This is a genomic window from Pseudoalteromonas sp. SM9913, from assembly GCF_000184065.1.
In the GTDB taxonomy this organism is placed as follows: Bacteria; Pseudomonadota; Gammaproteobacteria; order Enterobacterales; family Alteromonadaceae; genus Pseudoalteromonas; species Pseudoalteromonas tetraodonis.
Window position 1 is genome coordinate 1,685,173 of record NC_014803.1, and the last position, 18,336, is coordinate 1,703,508.

The 18,336-nt window shown below is 40.7% G+C and carries 20 protein-coding genes; 8 read left to right on the plus strand and 12 right to left on the minus strand.

Going from position 1 to position 18,336, the window contains the following annotated elements:
• The 6 genes from PSM_RS07690 to PSM_RS07720 all read right to left on the minus strand — a co-directional run bounded on the left by PSM_RS07690 (position 1) and on the right by PSM_RS07720 (position 3,822).
• Complete coding sequence (locus PSM_RS07690; RefSeq protein WP_016900355.1) at positions 1-309, minus strand: DUF6419 family natural product biosynthesis protein; 309 nt, start codon at positions 307-309, stop codon at positions 1-3.
• A gap of 164 nt (positions 310-473) precedes the next feature.
• The gene (locus tag PSM_RS07695; protein ID WP_013464965.1) at positions 474-1,052 is read right to left on the minus strand and encodes a cold shock domain-containing protein; all 579 of its coding nucleotides are present in this window, start codon (positions 1,050-1,052) and stop codon (positions 474-476) included.
• Positions 1,053-1,165: 113 nt separating this feature from the next.
• A complete protein-coding gene (locus PSM_RS07700) occupies positions 1,166-1,399 on the minus strand; it encodes a hypothetical protein (RefSeq protein WP_008113861.1) in 234 nt (77 codons plus the stop codon).
• A gap of 199 nt (positions 1,400-1,598) precedes the next feature.
• Positions 1,599-2,051 carry a GNAT family N-acetyltransferase gene (locus PSM_RS07705; RefSeq protein WP_020476990.1) on the minus strand — a complete coding sequence of 151 codons (453 nt, stop codon included), beginning with the start codon at positions 2,049-2,051 and terminating at the stop codon, positions 1,599-1,601.
• A gap of 572 nt (positions 2,052-2,623) precedes the next feature.
• Positions 2,624-2,974 (minus strand): hypothetical protein, encoded by a 351-nt coding sequence (locus tag PSM_RS07715; protein ID WP_013464968.1) that lies wholly within the window; start codon positions 2,972-2,974, stop codon positions 2,624-2,626.
• Between the two features lie 113 nt (positions 2,975-3,087).
• A complete protein-coding gene (locus PSM_RS07720) occupies positions 3,088-3,822 on the minus strand; it encodes a hypothetical protein (RefSeq protein ID WP_016900358.1) in 735 nt (244 codons plus the stop codon).
• A gap of 368 nt (positions 3,823-4,190) precedes the next feature.
• On the opposite strand from PSM_RS07720, the gene gloA reads away from it, so the two are divergent.
• Positions 4,191-4,718: a lactoylglutathione lyase gene (gloA, locus tag PSM_RS07725; RefSeq protein ID WP_013464970.1), complete on the plus strand. Its 528-nt coding sequence runs from the start codon at positions 4,191-4,193 to the stop codon at positions 4,716-4,718.
• A gap of 72 nt (positions 4,719-4,790) precedes the next feature.
• Here the strand turns inward: gloA and htpX are convergent, their stop codons facing one another.
• The 5 genes from htpX to bioB all read right to left on the minus strand — a co-directional run bounded on the left by htpX (position 4,791) and on the right by bioB (position 9,561).
• Positions 4,791-5,654: a protease HtpX gene (gene htpX / locus PSM_RS07730; RefSeq protein WP_013464971.1), complete on the minus strand. Its 864-nt coding sequence runs from the start codon at positions 5,652-5,654 to the stop codon at positions 4,791-4,793.
• 139 nt (positions 5,655-5,793) lie between these two features.
• Positions 5,794-6,477, minus strand: a complete 684-nt coding sequence (bioD, locus tag PSM_RS07735) for a dethiobiotin synthase (RefSeq protein ID WP_013464972.1) — start codon at positions 6,475-6,477, stop codon at positions 5,794-5,796.
• An 18-nt stretch (positions 6,478-6,495) separates the two neighbouring features.
• Positions 6,496-7,314: a methyltransferase domain-containing protein gene (locus PSM_RS07740; RefSeq protein ID WP_013464973.1), complete on the minus strand. Its 819-nt coding sequence runs from the start codon at positions 7,312-7,314 to the stop codon at positions 6,496-6,498.
• Positions 7,311-8,465, minus strand: a complete 1,155-nt coding sequence (locus PSM_RS07745) for an aminotransferase class I/II-fold pyridoxal phosphate-dependent enzyme (protein ID WP_013464974.1) — start codon at positions 8,463-8,465, stop codon at positions 7,311-7,313. Before PSM_RS07745 ends, PSM_RS07740 begins: the two co-directional genes overlap by 4 nt.
• 55 nt (positions 8,466-8,520) lie before the next feature.
• On the minus strand, positions 8,521-9,561 hold the full coding sequence (gene bioB / locus PSM_RS07750) for a biotin synthase BioB (RefSeq protein WP_013464975.1): 1,041 nt from the start codon (positions 9,559-9,561) through the stop codon (positions 8,521-8,523).
• Positions 9,562-9,656: 95 nt separating this feature from the next.
• On the opposite strand from bioB, the gene bioA reads away from it, so the two are divergent.
• The 6 genes from bioA (at position 9,657) to PSM_RS07780 (ending at position 16,181) form a co-directional block, all read left to right on the plus strand.
• Entirely contained in the window at positions 9,657-10,958 is a 1,302-nt protein-coding gene (gene bioA, locus PSM_RS07755) for an adenosylmethionine--8-amino-7-oxononanoate transaminase (protein WP_013464976.1), read from the plus strand.
• Positions 10,959-11,138: 180 nt separating this feature from the next.
• On the plus strand, positions 11,139-11,951 hold the full coding sequence (locus PSM_RS07760; RefSeq protein ID WP_013464977.1) for a hypothetical protein: 813 nt from the start codon (positions 11,139-11,141) through the stop codon (positions 11,949-11,951).
• The gene (locus tag PSM_RS07765; protein WP_013464978.1) at positions 11,952-12,998 is read left to right on the plus strand and encodes an extracellular solute-binding protein; all 1,047 of its coding nucleotides are present in this window, start codon (positions 11,952-11,954) and stop codon (positions 12,996-12,998) included. It abuts the gene before it with no gap.
• A complete protein-coding gene (locus PSM_RS07770; RefSeq protein ID WP_013464979.1) occupies positions 12,998-14,497 on the plus strand; it encodes an ABC transporter permease in 1,500 nt (499 codons plus the stop codon). Before PSM_RS07765 ends, PSM_RS07770 begins: the two co-directional genes overlap by 1 nt.
• Positions 14,498-14,510: 13 nt before the next feature.
• Positions 14,511-15,521 carry an ABC transporter ATP-binding protein gene (locus tag PSM_RS07775; RefSeq protein ID WP_013464980.1) on the plus strand — a complete coding sequence of 337 codons (1,011 nt, stop codon included), beginning with the start codon at positions 14,511-14,513 and terminating at the stop codon, positions 15,519-15,521.
• Between the two features lie 30 nt (positions 15,522-15,551).
• Positions 15,552-16,181: a Vat family streptogramin A O-acetyltransferase gene (locus PSM_RS07780; RefSeq protein ID WP_013464981.1), complete on the plus strand. Its 630-nt coding sequence runs from the start codon at positions 15,552-15,554 to the stop codon at positions 16,179-16,181.
• A 3-nt stretch (positions 16,182-16,184) separates the two neighbouring features.
• Here the strand turns inward: PSM_RS07780 and PSM_RS07785 are convergent, their stop codons facing one another.
• The gene (locus PSM_RS07785; protein WP_013464982.1) at positions 16,185-16,619 is read right to left on the minus strand and encodes an AAA family ATPase; all 435 of its coding nucleotides are present in this window, start codon (positions 16,617-16,619) and stop codon (positions 16,185-16,187) included.
• Between the two features lie 291 nt (positions 16,620-16,910).
• Here PSM_RS07785 and asnS point away from each other — a divergent pair, with 291 nt between their 5' ends.
• Positions 16,911-18,308 (plus strand): asparagine--tRNA ligase, encoded by a 1,398-nt coding sequence (gene asnS / locus PSM_RS07790; RefSeq protein ID WP_013464983.1) that lies wholly within the window; start codon positions 16,911-16,913, stop codon positions 18,306-18,308.
• The last annotated feature ends 28 nt before the right edge of the window (positions 18,309-18,336 follow it).

Sequence of the window (18,336 nt, forward strand, 5' to 3'; positions counted from 1 at the left end):
CTACAAAACGTGTTTTATAGTTAACTTTCTTACGCCTACTAAAACACCACCAAATGAGATTAAAAATAATATTGGCAAAAACAGTAATGTTTCTGTGTTTTCTATATTTATAGCTGGGCTGCCAATAACCGCAAGCGTATTAATTAACAGCAGTATCAAACTTGATTGCAGGTAGCCCTTGTATCCAATAGCCCCAGCAAATAAAAGCATAATAAATGATCCTGATATTGCAGGCGTAAAAGGTGCGGCTGCGAGTAACATGCAAACAAACGAAAATATAACAGCACAATCAATTATTATTTTAAACATAACATCCTCCATGGTGTTTAACAGTTAATTCAATATAGCTTAATTTAAAGCACCTTATCGTGCCTTTATTCCACCAGCTATTTATAGCTGTATTATCAAAAATCGTATTCCACCTAACAGGCTTCAACAAAATTTTTGGTTTATTAATAACCCCAATATAAAAACTACTTATTCCCAAACTGCCGTTCACAAGGCTCACCATCTCTATCACCGTCCATTTTGGTATTGGGGCAATGTTGAATAAAAAATAACGCCTCTGCATAGGAGGTCATTTGGCTACAATGTTGGCGGCCATCACAACGAAATGTTGGTGGTGTTTTAGTAGGTGAGTTTGAACTAGCGGGCATAAATGACTCTAAATTAGCATTAGTCACTACAGGTGTTTGCTTGGTATTTAAATAACCGGTTTTATACACACTAAAACCAATACTAAAAATAATACCAAGCGTTATAAGTTTCATTAATGGTGAGTTTTTACGTGCGGTTTTACTTATTCTAACCGACCTTGTTGAAGTGTTTATGTGTGGTTGTGCTAATACGCCCTCAATACGGCAATTTACAGCTTTAGTTTTACCGTTGGGATCAGTCGCTACCTCAAAGTAAATAATGTCGCCCACTTTAGGTTTACGGCTCATGTGTTTGAGCGACGATATGTGTATAAAGGTATCGTGTTGCAGTGTAGTTGATTTAATAAAGCCAAAACCTTTCTCGTCATTCCACGATTTTAATAATCCTTTATTCATCCTTGAATCATCCATTTAATAACTGTTAATTTTACATCCGTTTTAAAAGAGGCTTAAAACCAAGCACATCTTGGGTAGCCCACCAACAACCATAGTTTTCCTTATTAACTAACTCATTTTGCAAAAAAGCGTATTTTTGCTTCTTTTAATGTGCTTAAAAATACAGAAAACGCACAAATTCCGCCACCCATAAATGCAATTTGAAAACTAGATAGTGACGAGAAACTAAATTGCTGAGAATACATGTACTGCCCAAATAACTGTGCAAAGGTAGCCACACCTAAAATAATTAATAATGGGCACACAACCAGCGTAAACCAAAACCAAATACGTTTAATACCTTTCATAAAAAATCCTTTTATTTTAAATTCAACTTAGAGATTAATTAGCTTATAAGCTACCAGCATTTTAAAAGCCGCTTATAAGGTTGCCACATGAGTTTGATGTCTGAAGTCAAGATTTGACCCCATTTGGTTTTTACTCGGCAACTCCAAAATTAACGCAAACCAAAATCGCCGAGCGTTGAGGGTCTGCTTCAATTGCTTGTTAATGCTCTTTACCCAGGGCCATAATCTGATAATCAGACAAAGAAAAACCCGACTTTTCGTAAGCTCGCTTGGCAACAGCATTGTCTTTATGTACGTATAGCCTCAGCTCTATACCGCCTTCGCGATACATTTCTGACTCTACACATGTGATCAACTCGCTCATTAAACCTTTGCCTCTATACTCGGGTCTTAGGTACATGCTTTGAATCCACCAATAATAGCCAGCATTCCAATCACTCCATTCTCTTATCGAGGAAACACTACCTATCGGAATATCATTTTCATCAGTCATAACCCAATAACTTGCAACATCTCGGTCACAAAGTGCGACTTCTATACCACGCTTTAGAGTTTCGGGTATCTTGACAGCATTCTCAGCTTCACGAGCTTCTTCGGAAGTGAACTCGACTAAAAATGACAAATCTCGTAACTCTGCTTTTCGTATATTCAAACTATTTCCTCTCATAGAGCACTAACGCCACAAATAAACGGCAAAAATTAGTTGGCTAAAATTTGTGAGGTACGAACAAAGCCAACTAGTTTTTGTCCGCACTTTTTAATTTGCTTTGTTATATGCCGATTACCAATTCGCCTGCTTAGTTTTTTTTATAACCTAGCCACATAGTAATTGCTAGCGTTAAACATCCCAACAAAATGAAAATAGCTGTTACATTTGGGGACTCTTGCACAATGCCAAGATTTCCATTTAACCATGCAGGGAAGAATATACTAAATGGGATGTAGGTAACGATAAACAACAGAAACCAAATATATTGGCTAAACACGTTTAACAAACTACGACGATTAACCAGTTTAAGTTTATCTGCTAAATGTTTATGGAACTTTACGATACTCAAGCAGAGCCAAACATAGACCACAAATGAAACTACAAAAATAGCAATATTCACATAACTCTCTTAGGCATATAACGCCCCATTAATGGGCTAAATATTGTTGGCTAAAATAAGCGACGAAGGAGCAAAAGCCAACTGTTTTAAGTCCTTGTTTATTTTCTTGTTATGTTTACTCATCACCGTAGCACTTTATGTCAGATGGATTTGATTTAACGTAGAAACATGGGATAAATGATTCTTTATTTAAATCCGCACCATCTTTAGGTACTTCGAATTGGCGCTTAGCTAATTTAGCTTCCACTTTTTTAACATAGTTAGAAGGTGGCTGAAAATTAATATCGATATTTTTTATTGGGTTAGTTGCTTTTGAAAAGCGTAGATTTGATAATTTACCGTCTTTATCTACTTTAACTGCAAATATAACTCCGTAAATATTTACATTATCTCCACTCGAATTATTGGTACTTTGACAACCGAATAATGACACCAATATCGATAATATAAATAGCTTTTTAAACATACGCCGAATTTCCTTGTAAACATAACGCTTTGCTAAGCGGCAATAAAATAGTTGGCTAAAATTAGCGAGGAACGAGCAAAAGCCAACTGTTTTTTGTCCGTTTAAGCAACTTGTTAAGTTTCGTTTTCAGCATGCCATTTTTTTGCATGTTCTAATTCATTTTTCACCCATTCAGGAGTATATATTTCAAATTGCACATGGTTTGGGTTGCCTAGTGTAAAAGTTGGTTTTACTAATTTGGCTCCCATTTCCCCAGCTACATCAAAAAATGCTTGTGTGACTTTCTCCCAAGCAGATGCTGCTAGTGCAGTGATTTCATCGTCAGGAAATTGCTCCAATTTCCATTCTCGCTGCACACATGTATATTCGCCACCTCCATCTTCTTCGGTATATAAAATACCGAGGAAATCAACATCTTTAGCTGCGTAATTAATATACTTTTTAATTCCTATTTCGCTATCACTGAGCGGGTCAATAGGAAAACCTAAACCCAATTTCATACCTCTACCACGAGTAAATCCAACACCAGCCTTGCTTGCAGGCTTTAACATAGATTTATGTACAATTATGTCACGCTGTTTATAAAGGAAAGATATTAAAGGATCTTTGGATAATTCTGCCTTCTTAGCAGTGACCACTTTTTTAAGCCCTTTATCACCTTGAACTTCCATGGTGACCAATTGCATGATTTCTTTTAATGCTCTCAAAAAAGAGTTTAAAGACCACCTAAATTTATCAGCTTCATGGTAGTTTTCTTCCATTAATCGAATGAACCATGCAGCTTCATCAATTCTATCGAATGAGGATGATAAGGAATTGAATATTTCTTTATTTGGACAACTATCCACGTTCACCTACTTAGAAACTTAACAACTTTGTCTACGACATTTGTCGTTTTATAAACCGACAAATGTCCATACATTACATAGAATTTATCTTAGCCCTCAAATAAACACCTGTAAACAACTAGTTAACTTCGGCTCATACTTCATAAATGCACAAATATACCAAAATGGTAGAGATCAGTAATATTGTACAAAATGCCACAAACTGTATAAATATACAGCACCCATAAATATGCCATTTTCTGCTTACAAAGCACCCAACAATTTAGCAAGGTGGTTTTAATTTTTGCTGCTGTTTATTATGATGAGCGTATGCCCTGCCTTTTTAAATCCATTAAGGTTTTTTCAGTCATTTTATTAAGGATTATCTCATGTCTAGCTATAACGAATCTCCAGAGCAAATTGCACAGGCCACTGAGGGCTATGTGATGCAGCAAACCATGTTGCGTATTAAAGATCCAAAACTGTCGCTGGCATTTTATGAAAATGTATTGGGTATGAAGCTGTTAGGAAAGTACGACTTTCCTGGTATGGAGTTTACTTTGTACTTTTTAGGCTATGAGCAAGATATGCCTAAAGGCGATGATAAAGAAAAAACTCAATGGGTGTTTCGCCGCCCTGCGCTGATTGAACTTACCCATAACTGGGGTACTGGAAACGACGAAAGCTTTAACGGTTATCATAGTGGTAATGAAGAACCAAAAGGCTTTGGCCATATTGGTATTAGTGTGCCCGATGTATACGCTGCCTGCGAGCGCTTTGCTAAGTACGATGTGGAGTTTGTAAAACAGCCAGATGGCGGCTCAATGAAAGGCCTTGCCTTTATTAAAGACCCAGACGGTTACTGGATTGAAATACTCTCGCCAGAGGGCATTACTGACATAATTCAATCGCAATAAAAACCATTAAACATAAAAAAGCCTGCAAATGCAGGCTTTTTGTTTACAAGTACTGTGAAAAACTTGAATTTTTTAACGACGTAGTGCGTCTATACGTGCATCAAGCGGTGGGTGAGATGAAAACAACTCAGCCATGCCTTTACCACTGGCGATACCAAAGGCCATCATTGAGCCTTCTAATTGCGATGGGTGGTTTTGCTTTAATCGCTCAAGGGCTGAACGCATTTTGTCTGCGCCTACCAACTGAGCTGCGCCGTTATCGGCTGCAAATTCACGCTTACGGCTATAATGAGCAACCACTATGCTTGCCAGTACGCCAAATAATATTTGGAATAACATATCGAATAAGAAGTAAGTCCAGCTGCTGCCGCCCTCTTCTTCATCGCTATTGATAAAGTTGTCAACAATGCCCGCCAGTACTTTAGCGGCAAAAATAACAAAGGTATTAACCACACCTTGAATAAGCGTTAGCGTTACCATGTCGCCATTAGCCACATGCGATACCTCGTGCGCCAATACGGCTTCGGCTTGATCTTGGCTCATGTTATGTAATAAACCCGTGCTTACCGCCACCAGCGAATTATTTTTACTTGGGCCGGTTGCAAACGCGTTCATTTCTGGGCTGTCGTAAATAGCCACTTCTGGCATTTTAATACCGGCTTTTTTAGCTTGATCAGCCACAGTGCTTACCAGCCATTGTTCGGTTTCGGTACGAGGTTGGGTGATCACTTGCGCACCGGTTGATTTTTTGGCGATCCATTTCGACATAAATAACGAAATAAACGATCCACCAAAGCCAAATACAGTCGCAATTAGTAAAATTCCGCCAAGGCTACGATGGCTTAAGCCCAGCGCACTCATTATGATTGAAAGCACCACACCTAATACCAACATAACCGCGAGGTTAGTTAATAAAAACAAAAATACACGTTTCATACGAGTTCTCCAAAAATAACATTTATTGCTGAGCGATTTACTATGTTTGATCGGCTTTGAGCAATCACTGCATTATGACACACTATGTCATAACGTCAGCGCTATTCTGTGACAAACTATGTCACAACACAAGGGTTATTTATGGATTTATGGATAATTTTTCAAGCAGGGTTTTATAAATTTGTAATTTAGGGGTTTGCTCTGTGTATGGGCTAATGGCAAGCAGTGGAAATGGTAAACGTGTTTTGAGTGAATCTAGGTTTGCTTGGTATTCATCCATAGTGGCATCAACTTGGTTTGCAATCCAGCCAATGCAATTAACACCCATACTTTGCATATGTGCTGCAGTTAGTAATGCATGATTTATACAGCCTAGTTTCATCCCGACCACTAATATTACTGGCAGTTGCTCTGCTTTTACCCAGTCGTATAAATACTCGTTATTATTAATTGGTAATGCCCAGCCGCCCGCACCTTCGGTTAACAGGTAATCGGCGCCTTGTTGCTTCACATTTTTATAAGCGGTACGTAGCTTTTCAACACTTAGGGTTACTCCCACTTGCTCTGCTGCAATGTGCGGAGCTATGGCGGGCTCAAAAGCAAACGGATTAATAATGTCGTATTTTGCACTTACAGTTGCACTTTCCATTAGCATTAAGGCATCGGCATTCACGAGCTGATCAAACGCAAGTTCACACCCTGATGCAATCGGTTTAAAACCTATTGCACGCTTTTTATGTTGGGCGAGTAACTTTAACAGCAAACTGGTTACATGAGTTTTACCGGCATCGGTATCTGTACCGGTAATAAAAAACTGGTTCATGGCATGGCCTTATTATTTTTACTGGGCTTTTTCTAATGATAACAATACCACATGGTAAGATACATGGGCTTTATTGTTTATAATCGGATAGGCATCACATACTTTTTGCAGCGCTGATTTGGTTAATAAACCACGACGACTTGTTGCATGATTTTGTGTGGTGGCACCAATGGCTTTAATCGATTTTATAGCCGCTAATGCACTGCTGTGCTGATCGGTATAGATGATTTTTTTTGATGCGTTGATCTTAAACCCGGCCTTTTCGACCGATTGGTTTATATTATTATGGCTTGCAAACTGATTAATATGATTATGTGAATCAAGCACTTCAAAGGCGGTTTTGATCTCGTTTAATGACCCTGCAACAACCGTACTAATATAGGCTTGCCCGCCTGGTTTTAATGCTTGGTAAAGCGAGTGCATTAAGGCTTCTAAATTAGCAGACCACTGCAGCGCAAAATTACTAAATAGCACGTCAATACTGTTAGCTTGCAGCGGTAAGTTATCCATGTCGGCGCACAGTTTTGGGGTGTTTAAATTACTGCTTTTTAGCATGTTAAAACTCAAATCTATGGCAACAACTTGGCCAAATAATGTCCTTAAAGCCTGAGTATTAACAAGCGGCCCTGCGCCTAGGTCAACACAGAGCTTATTAGGGTTTGCACTAATGAGTTTAAATAAATCATTTGCCGCTTGTTTTTGCACATTGGCATGCTGGCTGTAACTGTTTGCTGCCTTTGAAAAGTTATGCGCTGTGGTTTTTTTTAAAACCTGAGCAGCTATACACACAGTTGTAGGGCTAAGTGGCTTAGTTTTAATTGCCTGCGGGCTTATCATGAAATGACCTTTTGTAAGCTACCAACGAGTTGTTTTATATCGTCATGGGTGTGGGCTGCACTTAAGGTAATACGCAAACGCGAGGTATTGTGTAAAACAGTTGGCGGGCGAATAGCCGTTAGCCAAATGCCCTGCTGCTTTAGTTGCTCACTGGCTTTTAACGTTTGCTCGGCGCAGCCTAAAACAATTGGTTGAATCGCGGTGTTAGAGTCCATTAGCGCAATGTGCTGCTCTTTAGCTCGGCTTTTAAACAGCGCAATATTAGCGTTTAATTTAGCTCGCCTGTCGTTGGCATCTCTTATGCTTTTGATACGCGCCAAAGTATGAGAGGCAATAAACGGCGACATAGCGGTTGAGTAGGTATAATCACGATTAAACTGCAGCATGTAATCTATAAAATGCTGCGAACCTAATACGCACGCACCACTACTAGCAACCGCTTTACCAAAGGTGATCACTAAAATATCGGGCAAGGTGTCGGCTGCAATTAAGGCTTCACAACTGCCAAGCCCCGATTTTCCTAAAACACCAAAACCATGGGCATCGTCTATCATTAACCACGCGTTATGCTGCTTTGCTAAGGCAAATAGCGCTTTAATTGGCGCGGTATCACCATCCATGGAGAACACACCTTCAGACACGATGAGCTTATTGCGCGCTTTTGATTTTTCTAGCCGTGAGCGTAAATGGTTTATATCGTTATGGTTAAAGCGTATTAACGCGGCGTTGGCGTGTAATGCGCCATCAATTAAACTGGCGTGATTGAGTTTATCTTGAAAAATCGCACTGTGTTGCGCTGTCGCTTTATCTTGAAACAAGGCTTTAATCACACTGCTATTTGCGCTAAAGCCCGAATTAAACAACATGCCTGCTTCATAACCCAAAGCACTACATAAAGCTTGCTCAAGCGCTTGCTGTGGTTGTTGATAACCCGTCACTAATGCTGAACTGTGGCTACCGAGTAATGGCGCGCTGGTTAATTCCACCGGCGAATCGCCAAACCCTAAATAATCGTTACTCGCAAAGTTGAGGTAGGTTTTATCATTAACCGTAATAGTGCGCGCCGTTGCGCTTTGCACTACATAGCGTTTACGCAAGAGCTGCCGTGCTTTGCGTTCATCTAAATGGGTGTTTATAAATTCAAATGACATAAATGCTTTAACCTTCAACGCGATACTTTAAACCATTAGCATAGTACTGAGCACTTTACGCTTCGTAAAACAATTCTGAGGTTGCTTTATCGGCCACTTGCGATGACAAAGACGCAGCAACGGCTTCATCAGAATAGTCTTCGGCTGTTTCTGGGTTCATCCCGAGCTTTTTAATTAATTGCATGTCGGCATCGGCTTCTGGGTTTTCGGTAGTAAGAAGTTTATCACCATAAAATATAGAGTTAGCACCGGCAAAAAAGCACATTGACTGCATTTGTTCGTTCATTGCTGTGCGCCCTGCTGATAAACGTACGTAGCTATGGGGCATCATAATACGTGCTGTGGCTATGGTACGAATAAACTCAAACTGATCTAAGTCATCAACGTTTTCAAGCGGTGTCCCTTTTACCTTTACTAGCATATTAATTGGCACGCTTTCGGGCTGCTGGGGTAAATTAGCCAACTGCATTAATAAGCCATAGCGGTCGCTTGCTTGCTCACCCATACCGACAATACCGCCGGAGCATACTTTCATACCAGCGTCTCGCACATTGCCTATAGTATCAAGGCGGTCTTGAAAGGTACGAGTTGATATAATTTGCTCATAGTATTCAGGTGAAGTGTCGAGGTTGTGGTTATAGTAATCAAGCCCTGCACTGCGCAGTTCATGGGCTTTTTCGTTATTTAACATGCCTAAAGTCATACAGGTTTCAAGGCCAAGGGCTTTTACTTCTTTTACCATTTGCGAAATGTATGGCATGTCTCTGTCTTTTGGATCTGACCATGCAGCCCCCATACAAAAACGGGTAGCGCCTTTTTGTTTTGCTAACCGCGCTTGCTCTACCACTTTTTCTACTTCTATTAGGCGCTCGCGTTCTAAATCAGTTTTGTAATGACCCGATTGCGGGCAATATTTACAGTCTTCTGGGCAGGCACCGGTTTTAATAGATAACAACGTAGAAATTTGTACTTCGTTTGGATTAAAATTAGCGCGATGCACAGAGGCGGCTTTAAATAATAAATCGTTAAATGGCATTTCAAATAAGGCTTTTACTTCCTGATGGGTCCAATCGTGTCGAACTGTTGCAAGCTCCATAATACTCTCTTTTATTTTTTGCTCTTGGTGTTATTGGCTTAGAATACGTATTGCCGTACCATTGTCAACGAAGTCCACTTAGTTAAAGTTTACATATGATTAATAAACAAACGATAGACCTTGATTTTGATCGTCAGCACATTTGGCATCCCTACACCTCAATGACTCAACCTATTCCGGTTTACCCCGTAACGCATGCAAGTCACAACCTTATTCACTTAGAAACGGGCGAACAACTTATTGACGGTATGGCCTCATGGTGGAGTGCTATTCACGGCTATAACCATCCGGTTTTAAATGAAGCGATGCACGCCCAAATAAATAAAATGAGCCATGTAATGTTTGGTGGCATAATCCACCAGCCGGCAGTAGAGCTCTGTAAAAAGCTGGTAGCGATAACGCCAGAGGGATTAACAAAGGTGTTTTTAGCCGACAGTGGCTCAGTAAGTGTGGAAGTAGCGATAAAAATGGCGCTGCAATATTGGTTAAGCCAAGGGGTTACAACAAAACAAAAATTAATGACCCCGTTCAAAGGCTACCATGGCGATACGTTTGCAGCGATGAGTGTGTGCGATCCTATTAATTCTATGCATAGTTTGTACGCTGGTTTTTTGCCTGAGCATATTTTTGTGCCTGCCCCTATTAGCCAATTTAATAGTGCGTTTAATCAAGCTGAGGCCGATGAACTCGAAAGCTATTTTTTAAAGTACCACAAGCAAGTCGCCGCGTTTATTATTGAACCTATTGTGCAAAACGCCGGGGGGATGAATTTTTATCATCCTGAGTATTTAGCCAGTGTGCGTAAGCTCTGCACTCAATATGATGTTCTGCTTATTTGCGATGAAATTGCCACCGGATTTGGCCGCACCGGCAAATTGTTTGCTGTAGAGCATGCCAATATAGAGCCCGATATACTGTGTATAGGTAAAGCGCTGACTGGTGGAGCAATGACCCTTTCGGCAACCATAACTAGCGACAAAATAGCCACAGGAATCAGCGAAGGAGAAGCTGGGGTTTTGATGCACGGGCCTACATTTATGGGAAATCCGCTGGCCTGCGCTGTTGCTTGCGCCAGTATTGATTTATTACTAAGCCAAAACTGGCAACACCGTATCAGCGAAATAAATACTCAATTACAGCAGCTGCATAAATGCCAAGCGCTCAGCGCCGTGGTGAATGTACGTACTTTAGGAGCTATTGGCGTAGTAGAGCTTACAGAAGAGGCTGGTAGCATTGATGTCGCTAAAATTCAGGCTTATTTTGTATCTCAAGGAGTATGGATACGCCCCTTTGGTAAGCTAATTTATCTAATGCCACCGTATATAAGTGACAAAAACAGTATTCGCGCTTTATGTGATGCTATTTATAACGCCATAAAAGGTAAACATTACGTATAGATAGGTTAACTATTATTAAGGGTTACGTTAAAATTTATGCAAATAATTAGTTTGCTGCCTATTCGTCCCAAAACATTGGTATTTTTAGCCCTGACCTGTCATTTAGTGTGTTGATCTGAGTGATCTTTAGGGATATGATAATGCCTATCATTTACAATAACATTTATGGACTCACTTGCTATGAAAATATTACTTAAGCCTGCCAAGACATTAAGTGCAAGTTTTTTACTCGCCTCTGCGATTTTTGCACAACCTGTATTTGCTAATGGCCCTATTGGTGAGCATGTTAATCACCTTCAAGCTAATTTAAAAACTTACAATGAAGACGTTGAATGGATGATCTCTAAAGTCGATACCATGGTAAGCGATTACGAGAAAAAAGGCGCAAAAGCAGTTAATAGTGATGATTTGGTTGAGTACTGGGAATCAGTTAAATTCCACAGCGCAATAGAAACTAATTACGTGCCTGTCTATGCCTCTATTTGGCAAGGTTTGTATGGCATAAAAATGGCTATCGATAATAAAAAACCAGCGCTAGAAGTACGCAAACAACAACAAGCAATGAATAATGCCCTATGGCAAGGATTAGGCGCAGTTAAACTGGCGGCTAAGTTTCAACAAAAAGGGTTATTAGATAGCGTTAAAGCAACAGCAACCAAAGAAATGACTCAAAGCGCGACTATCGACGAAATTAAACATAAATTAGACCGAGTGGTCGCTAAATACGCAGAACGTTTAAGCGATGAAGCCACCAACATAGTGCACGACACTTACCTACATTTATTTGAAGGTGTTGAAGGTACACTAATTGAGCAAGACGCGAAGTTAGTAGAAGTTCTAGAAAAAGACTTTAACGTAACACTTCCACAAGCAATTTCTAATAATAAAAGTGTTGATGAAGTTCGTGATGTGGTTGTTGATATGCAAACCAAACTAAGCCGCGCTCAAACGCTGATTGAAAAAGCAGAAAAAGCACGTAAGGATGTATTTTAAGTGAAACGCAGAACCTTTATTCAAGGCTTAGCTGCGTTAGGGGTAGCGGGTGCTTTACCGCTATCGCTTTCACGCGCTTTTGCCGCTGATATTGCTATTGCAAACCCCGTGTCTGTTGATACATTGCCTAAATTAAAAGGTGCATTGACGCTTTATTTAGGCCGTGGTGAAGGTGGCTTATACGAAAACGTATTACAAGCCATTCAAAAAAAGAACCCTGATCTTGACCTTGCCATTCGTCGCGGCCCTACCGCAGCGCTTGCCAACACCATTGTTGCCGAAGCAAATGCAGGGGTTAAACGTGCCGACTTATTTTGGGCAGTCGACTCTGGGGCAATTGGTTTAGTTACCGATGCCGGCCTTGCCAAGCCCATGCCGAGTGATTTATCAGCGCAATTACAGCCACAATTTAGATACGATGAATGGGCACCTGTAACTGGTCGTATACGTACTTTGCCTTTTAATACTGAGCGTTTAACCAAAGAGCAAATTCCAACAAGCATTATGGACATTGCCGACAGTGATTTAAGTATTGGTTGGGCGCCTGCTTATGCTTCTTTTCAATCGTTCATTACCGCTATGCGACTTTTAGAAGGTGATGATAAAACAGCTAAGTGGCTTAAAAAAGTTAAAAAACGTTCTAAAACCTACGCCGGTGAACTCGGTGTGGTAATGGGCGTTGAACGTGGTGAAGTAGACATTGGTTTTGCTAATCATTACTACACGCTGCGCTTAAAATCGGGTAAGCCAGATGCAAAACTTGATTTAGCCTTTACGCAAAATGATGCTGGCTGTTTAGTTAACGCTTCAGGTATTTTATCGTTATCTGACGACCCACTGGCAATCAACTTTATGCGCTATTTACTTAGCATTGAAGTGCAAAGTTATTTAGCAAGCGAAGCCTATGAAATCCCACTGGTTAATGGCATTACTCAACCCGATGGATTGCCAAAGTTAACCAGTATTTCGCCACCTAAAATTGATTTAACCCAGTTGGCTGATTTACGCCCAACTATAGATTTAATGCGCAGCAGCGGCGTTTTATAATGCGAATTCCTACATCTTACCCAATGGCGCTGCTTGCAGCGCTAGTGACCCTGACTCCTATTTTTGTTTTAATTACGCTTGCCTCTGACGCAAGCTCTTTTTTTGATAGCCACAATTTAACTATTTTAGGCAATACCCTGTCGTTAATGGGATTAACTGTATTAGGTTCAATTTTAATTGGTGTGCCCTTGGCATTCATTAGCGCCTATGTGCAGTTACCGTTTAAAAAGTTTTGGCTGGTGGTGTTTGCAGCCCCGCTTGCTATTCCTAGTTACATTGGCGCTTTTACGCTTTATGCTGCATTTGGTCCCGGCGGTGAAATAAACAACTTACTTGGTTTTGAAACCCCTTCTATGTATGGGTTAACGGGAGCCGCCATTGTCATGACCTTGTATACTTTTCCGTTTGTTATGATGACTACCCGTTCGTCTTTACTTAGTTTAGATGCCAGTATGGTCAACGCTGCTCGCACACTGGGTATGTCGATGACGCAAAGCGTATTTAAAGTTATTTTACCCCGCGTAATAAATGGCATTGCTGCAGGGTCATTATTGGTTGCGCTGTATACCTTATCTGACTTTGGTACCCCCGCAATGATGCGCTTAGATACGTTTACCCGTGTTATTTATGTGGAATACAATGCCTTTGCCTTAAGCCGTGCGGCTATGTTGTCACTGCAACTGATGGTGATTGTTGGCTTTTTATTAATGATTGAATCACAAATAAAAACCGCCTCAGAGCGTCAAGGTCGTTCGCTTATTTTATTCCCTAAAAAATGGCAACTAGGCGCTATGTTTGCCACCTTTGCGCCTATTTTATTACTCGCTATTGGCCTACCTTTAGCAGTATTTACTTTGTGGTTAGTGCGTGATGGCTTTAGCTCGTTTGATTTTAGTATTGCGTGGCATTCAACTTACGCTTCAGCCATTGCCGCTATTGTTACGGTTATTGTTGCCATTCCGGTTGCCCATGCGGCTTTAAGTGGTAAGGCTGGTAAAGTAATGGAACGTGTTACTTACTTTGGTTTTGGTATTCCGGGTATTGTTATGGGCACAGCGCTTGTGTACGGCGGCTTACAACTTCCCTTTTTATATCAAACGCTGGGCTTATTGATTATTGCTTATATGCTACGTTTTTTACCACTTGCGGTAGGTTCTGTGCGTACCAGCACCGAGCATCTTGACCCAAGCTTGGTAAAATCAGCGCGGGTATTAGGCGCAAGCCCGCGCGAAGCCTTTACGCGTATTACTTTACCCCTGACTATGCGTGGTATTATTGCAGGTGGGGCCTTGGTCTTTTTAGAGTCAATGCGTGAATTAGAAGCCACACTTTTATTAGGCCCCACTGGCTTTGAAACGCTATCTACCTACTTATGGCGTGTTTACGAAGCCGGTTATTTTGGTCGTGCTGCTATTCCTGGCTTATTGTTGGTGGTGATTTCTGCGGGTGCTTTAGCTATTATGATGTCTGGCGAAAAACGCAACCAGTTTGAACATTAAGGATTTATAAAAAATGCTATCTGTAAGTCAGTTGTCTATAGATTATGGCAGTAATCGTGTTGTTAGCGATTTAAATTTCACCTTAGGTGAAAGCGAAATATTAATGCTTGTTGGTCCAACAGGTTGCGGAAAAAGTACTATTTTACAAGCGTTAGCGGGGCTTTTACCGATTAGCGAGGGTGAAATTAAAGTGGCTAAATGGACAGCGACACCAAAGCATACTGTGGCGCCTGAAAAACGCAGCGTAGGTATGGTGTTTCAAGACTTTGCGTTGTTCCCTCATTTAACAGTTGAACAAAACGTATGTTTTAAACTTAAAGACACCAGCCCTGCCGAGCACTGGCTAAAACTTCTTGGTTTAGATGCATTTAGGCATAAAAAACCAGCCACACTGTCAGGCGGGCAAAAGCAACGCGTAGCATTAGCGCGTACCCTTGCCCACCAACCTGACTTTGTATTACTTGATGAGCCGTTATCTAACCTTGATGCTGCCTTAAAAGATATGTTGCGTTGGGATATACGCAACGCATTAAAAGAAGCTGGTGTACCGGCAATTTGGGTAACGCACGATCAAGAAGAAGCGCTTTCGGTGGGCGATCGTGTGGGTGTTTTAAAAGGCGGTAAAATACAACAAATTGACACCCCAGAGCAGTGTTTTAGTACCCCAAACAACCGCTTTGTGGCCCGCTTTTTAGGTGAAGCCAGCTTTATAAAAGGAACCCTAAATAACGGCCAAGCGCTTACCGATATTGGTAATGTACCTGCAAACGGCGTTGATTGTGACACTGGTGAGGTAGAAGTTTTGCTTCGTCCAGACGATGTGTTACTAGTACAAAGCAGTATTGGTAATAATGGTGAAGTAATTTGGGTACGCTTTGAAGGCGGTAGCCGTTTATGCGCGGTTAAACTTGCATGCGAAACCGTGGTAACTAGCCGAGTAAGCCATGAGGTTGTTGTACACCCAGGTGACAAGGTACATGTTTCGCTCAGTACATCTCACCCATTGGCGGCATTTAAAAGCTAGTAGCCTATTTATCTTACTTGAGAGGAAACCATGAACGGACCAAATCCAAACAATCCATCACCTATGGACGGTTTTCCTCAAGTAGGTTATTTAAAAAACTTTATTAAGTCACCTAATATAGAAGTAGGTGATTACACGTATTACGACGACCCTGATGGGCCTGAACATTTTGAAAAAAATGTGCTCTACCATTTCGATTTTATCGGAGACCGTCTCATTATTGGTAAGTTTTGCGCCATAGCTAAAGACGTTACTTTTATAATGAATGGGGCTAACCATCAAACCTCCGGCTTTTCTACTTATCCATTTTTTATATTTGGCAACGGTTGGGAACAGTCTGCTCCTCAACAAGGTGACTTACCTTTCAAGGGCAATACTGAAATAGGTAATGATGTATGGATTGGTTACAACGCCACTATTATGCCGGGGGTAAAAATTGGCAGCGGCGCCATCATAGCGAGTAAATCTGTGGTAACCAATGATGTACCTGCCTATAGCATTGTAGGCGGTAATCCTGCAAAAGTAATAAAAAAGCGTTTTAATGAAACAACTATCAATCAACTTTTAGCGATTGCATGGTGGGATTGGAGCAGTGAAAAAATCACCGCACATTTAGATGCCATTACCCACGCTGATATAGACGTATTAGCTAACATTTAATAATTACCACTCAAACATGTAGGCCATTTTACTAATGGTTTTAAGCGGTATGTTATGGCTGTTGCGCTTGGCATATAAGTGCTGCATTGATTTGTCTTTTACTTCACCAACAATCACTTCTTTTACTTGATACCCTAAAGCTATCGCTGCTTGCGAATAGGCAATGAATTCCCATTTTTTAATGTTAGTGTTATCAACAATAACCAGTTCAATACCTTGTGCTAACGCGTTAATAAAACGTGCTAGGTTTAGGTTATGATATTGCGATAATTTAAACTTATCGAAATGATATTCACCCTGCTCGTTTACAAAGTAATCATCTGTTGAGCAAATAAAATAATTGCTTTCATCTGCGCCCGATAATTCGTCAGCGAGATTTTGCGCATAATATGACTTACCACTGCCTGGCAGTCCTCGTAAAATAAAAACTTGTTTCATAGCATCCATTTTTTATTAATGGTAAACGTAAATTTGGTTTGTTTACTAATAATGCCACAAATTGATGAATTTTCAGAGTAACAAATGGTAATAGTGGCCATTTAACACTAAAAACTGGTTAAAAAAACCGCGCATGACTAAAAACTTTTAAAGAGTTGCCCACAACAGTTTTTTTATTTTACTTTACTAGGTATTATACAAGGTTCAAGTGCAGTGACCTTACATACATAAATGCATGAGTAACGCACAATTAATTTATATAGTTAGGCAACTTATATCATTGGAGTGAAGATGAGCCATTTAGCGATTTCAGAGCTATTAAAAGGCAATGTTGCGGTAGACAGCCAAGTAACCATTAAAGGCTGGATCCGTACACGCCGCGATTCAAAAGCAGGAATATCATTTTTAGCCGTTCATGACGGTTCGTGTTTTGATCCTATTCAAGCGGTAGTTCCTAATTCACTGAATAATTATGATGAAGTTACAAGCTTAACAGCAGGCTGTTCTGTGTCGGTTACCGGTGTATTAGTACAATCAGCAGGACAAGGGCAATCTTTCGAAATTCAAGCTAACTCAGTGACTGTGTTAGGTTGGGTTGAAAATCCAGATACTTACCCAATGTCGGCTAAGCGCCACAGCATTGAGTATTTACGTGAGCACGCTCACCTTCGCCCGCGCACCAACATGATTGGCGCAGTAACGCGTGTACGTAACTGCTTAGCACAAGCGATTCATCGTTTTTATCATGAGCAAGGCTTTTACTGGATCAGTACACCAATCATCACAGCCAGTGACTGTGAAGGTGCGGGTGAAATGTTCCGCGTATCAACCCTTGATATGCAAAACCTGCCAATGACAGATAAAGGCGAAATTGATTACAGCGAAGACTTTTTTGGTAAAGAAGCATTCCTAACGGTATCTGGCCAGCTAAACGGTGAAACATATGCATCTGCTATGTCAAAAATTTACACCTTTGGTCCTACGTTCCGTGCAGAGAATTCAAATACATCTCGCCACTTAGCTGAATTTTGGATGGTAGAGCCAGAAGTTGCGTTTGCTGATTTAGAAGATATCGCAAAATTGGCTGAAAACATGCTTAAGTACGTGTTTAAAGCCGTACTTGAAGAACGCCGTGACGACATGGAGTTTTTTGCTCAACGTATCGAAAAAACAGCCATTAGCCGTTTAGAAGAATTTGTTGAAAAAGACTTCGCACAAGTTGATTACACAGACGCTGTAGAGATTCTAAAAGCGTGTGGCAAGAAATTTGAGTACGCTGTTGAATGGGGTGTAGATTTACAGTCTGAGCACGAGCGCTACCTAGCAGAAGAACACTTTAAAGCACCGGTTGTTATTAAAAACTACCCGCGCGATATTAAAGCATTTTACATGCGTCAAAACGAAGACGGCAAAACTGTTGCGGCTATGGACGTAGTAGCACCTGGCATTGGTGAGATCATTGGTGGTTCACAACGTGAAGAGCGTCTTGATGTATTAGATGCACGCCTTGACGAAATGGGCTTAAATAAAGAAGACTACAGCTGGTACCGCGACCTACGTAAATACGGTAGCGTGCCACACTCTGGCTTTGGTTTAGGGTTTGAGCGCTTAGTTGCTTATGTTACCGGTATGGGTAACGTACGTGATGTAATTGCATTCCCTCGTACTAAAGGCAGCGCAACGTACTAAGCCACGCTTTGTAACGTTAAATAAAAAA

What these genes read in the sequence shown, in the direction of transcription:
- PSM_RS07690 (WP_016900355.1), bottom strand. Translation starts at nt 309, where the DNA reads ATGTTTAAAATAATAATTGATTGTGCTGTTATATTTTCGTTTGTTTGC.
- PSM_RS07695 (WP_013464965.1), bottom strand. Translation starts at nt 1,052, where the DNA reads ATGAATAAAGGATTATTAAAATCGTGGAATGACGAGAAAGGTTTTGGC.
- PSM_RS07700 (WP_008113861.1), bottom strand. Translation starts at nt 1,399, where the DNA reads ATGAAAGGTATTAAACGTATTTGGTTTTGGTTTACGCTGGTTGTGTGC.
- PSM_RS07715 (WP_013464968.1), bottom strand. Translation starts at nt 2,974, where the DNA reads ATGTTTAAAAAGCTATTTATATTATCGATATTGGTGTCATTATTCGGT.
- gloA (WP_013464970.1), top strand. Translation starts at nt 4,191, where the DNA reads ATGTCTAGCTATAACGAATCTCCAGAGCAAATTGCACAGGCCACTGAG.
- htpX (WP_013464971.1), bottom strand. Translation starts at nt 5,654, where the DNA reads ATGAAACGTGTATTTTTGTTTTTATTAACTAACCTCGCGGTTATGTTG.
- bioD (WP_013464972.1), bottom strand. Translation starts at nt 6,477, where the DNA reads ATGAACCAGTTTTTTATTACCGGTACAGATACCGATGCCGGTAAAACT.
- PSM_RS07740 (WP_013464973.1), bottom strand. Translation starts at nt 7,314, where the DNA reads ATGATAAGCCCGCAGGCAATTAAAACTAAGCCACTTAGCCCTACAACT.
- PSM_RS07745 (WP_013464974.1), bottom strand. Translation starts at nt 8,465, where the DNA reads ATGTCATTTGAATTTATAAACACCCATTTAGATGAACGCAAAGCACGG.
- bioB (WP_013464975.1), bottom strand. Translation starts at nt 9,561, where the DNA reads ATGGAGCTTGCAACAGTTCGACACGATTGGACCCATCAGGAAGTAAAA.
- bioA (WP_013464976.1), top strand. Translation starts at nt 9,657, where the DNA reads ATGATTAATAAACAAACGATAGACCTTGATTTTGATCGTCAGCACATT.
- PSM_RS07760 (WP_013464977.1), top strand. Translation starts at nt 11,139, where the DNA reads ATGAAAATATTACTTAAGCCTGCCAAGACATTAAGTGCAAGTTTTTTA.
- PSM_RS07770 (WP_013464979.1), top strand. Translation starts at nt 12,998, where the DNA reads ATGCGAATTCCTACATCTTACCCAATGGCGCTGCTTGCAGCGCTAGTG.
- PSM_RS07775 (WP_013464980.1), top strand. Translation starts at nt 14,511, where the DNA reads ATGCTATCTGTAAGTCAGTTGTCTATAGATTATGGCAGTAATCGTGTT.
- PSM_RS07780 (WP_013464981.1), top strand. Translation starts at nt 15,552, where the DNA reads ATGAACGGACCAAATCCAAACAATCCATCACCTATGGACGGTTTTCCT.
- PSM_RS07785 (WP_013464982.1), bottom strand. Translation starts at nt 16,619, where the DNA reads ATGAAACAAGTTTTTATTTTACGAGGACTGCCAGGCAGTGGTAAGTCA.
- asnS (WP_013464983.1), top strand. Translation starts at nt 16,911, where the DNA reads ATGAGCCATTTAGCGATTTCAGAGCTATTAAAAGGCAATGTTGCGGTA.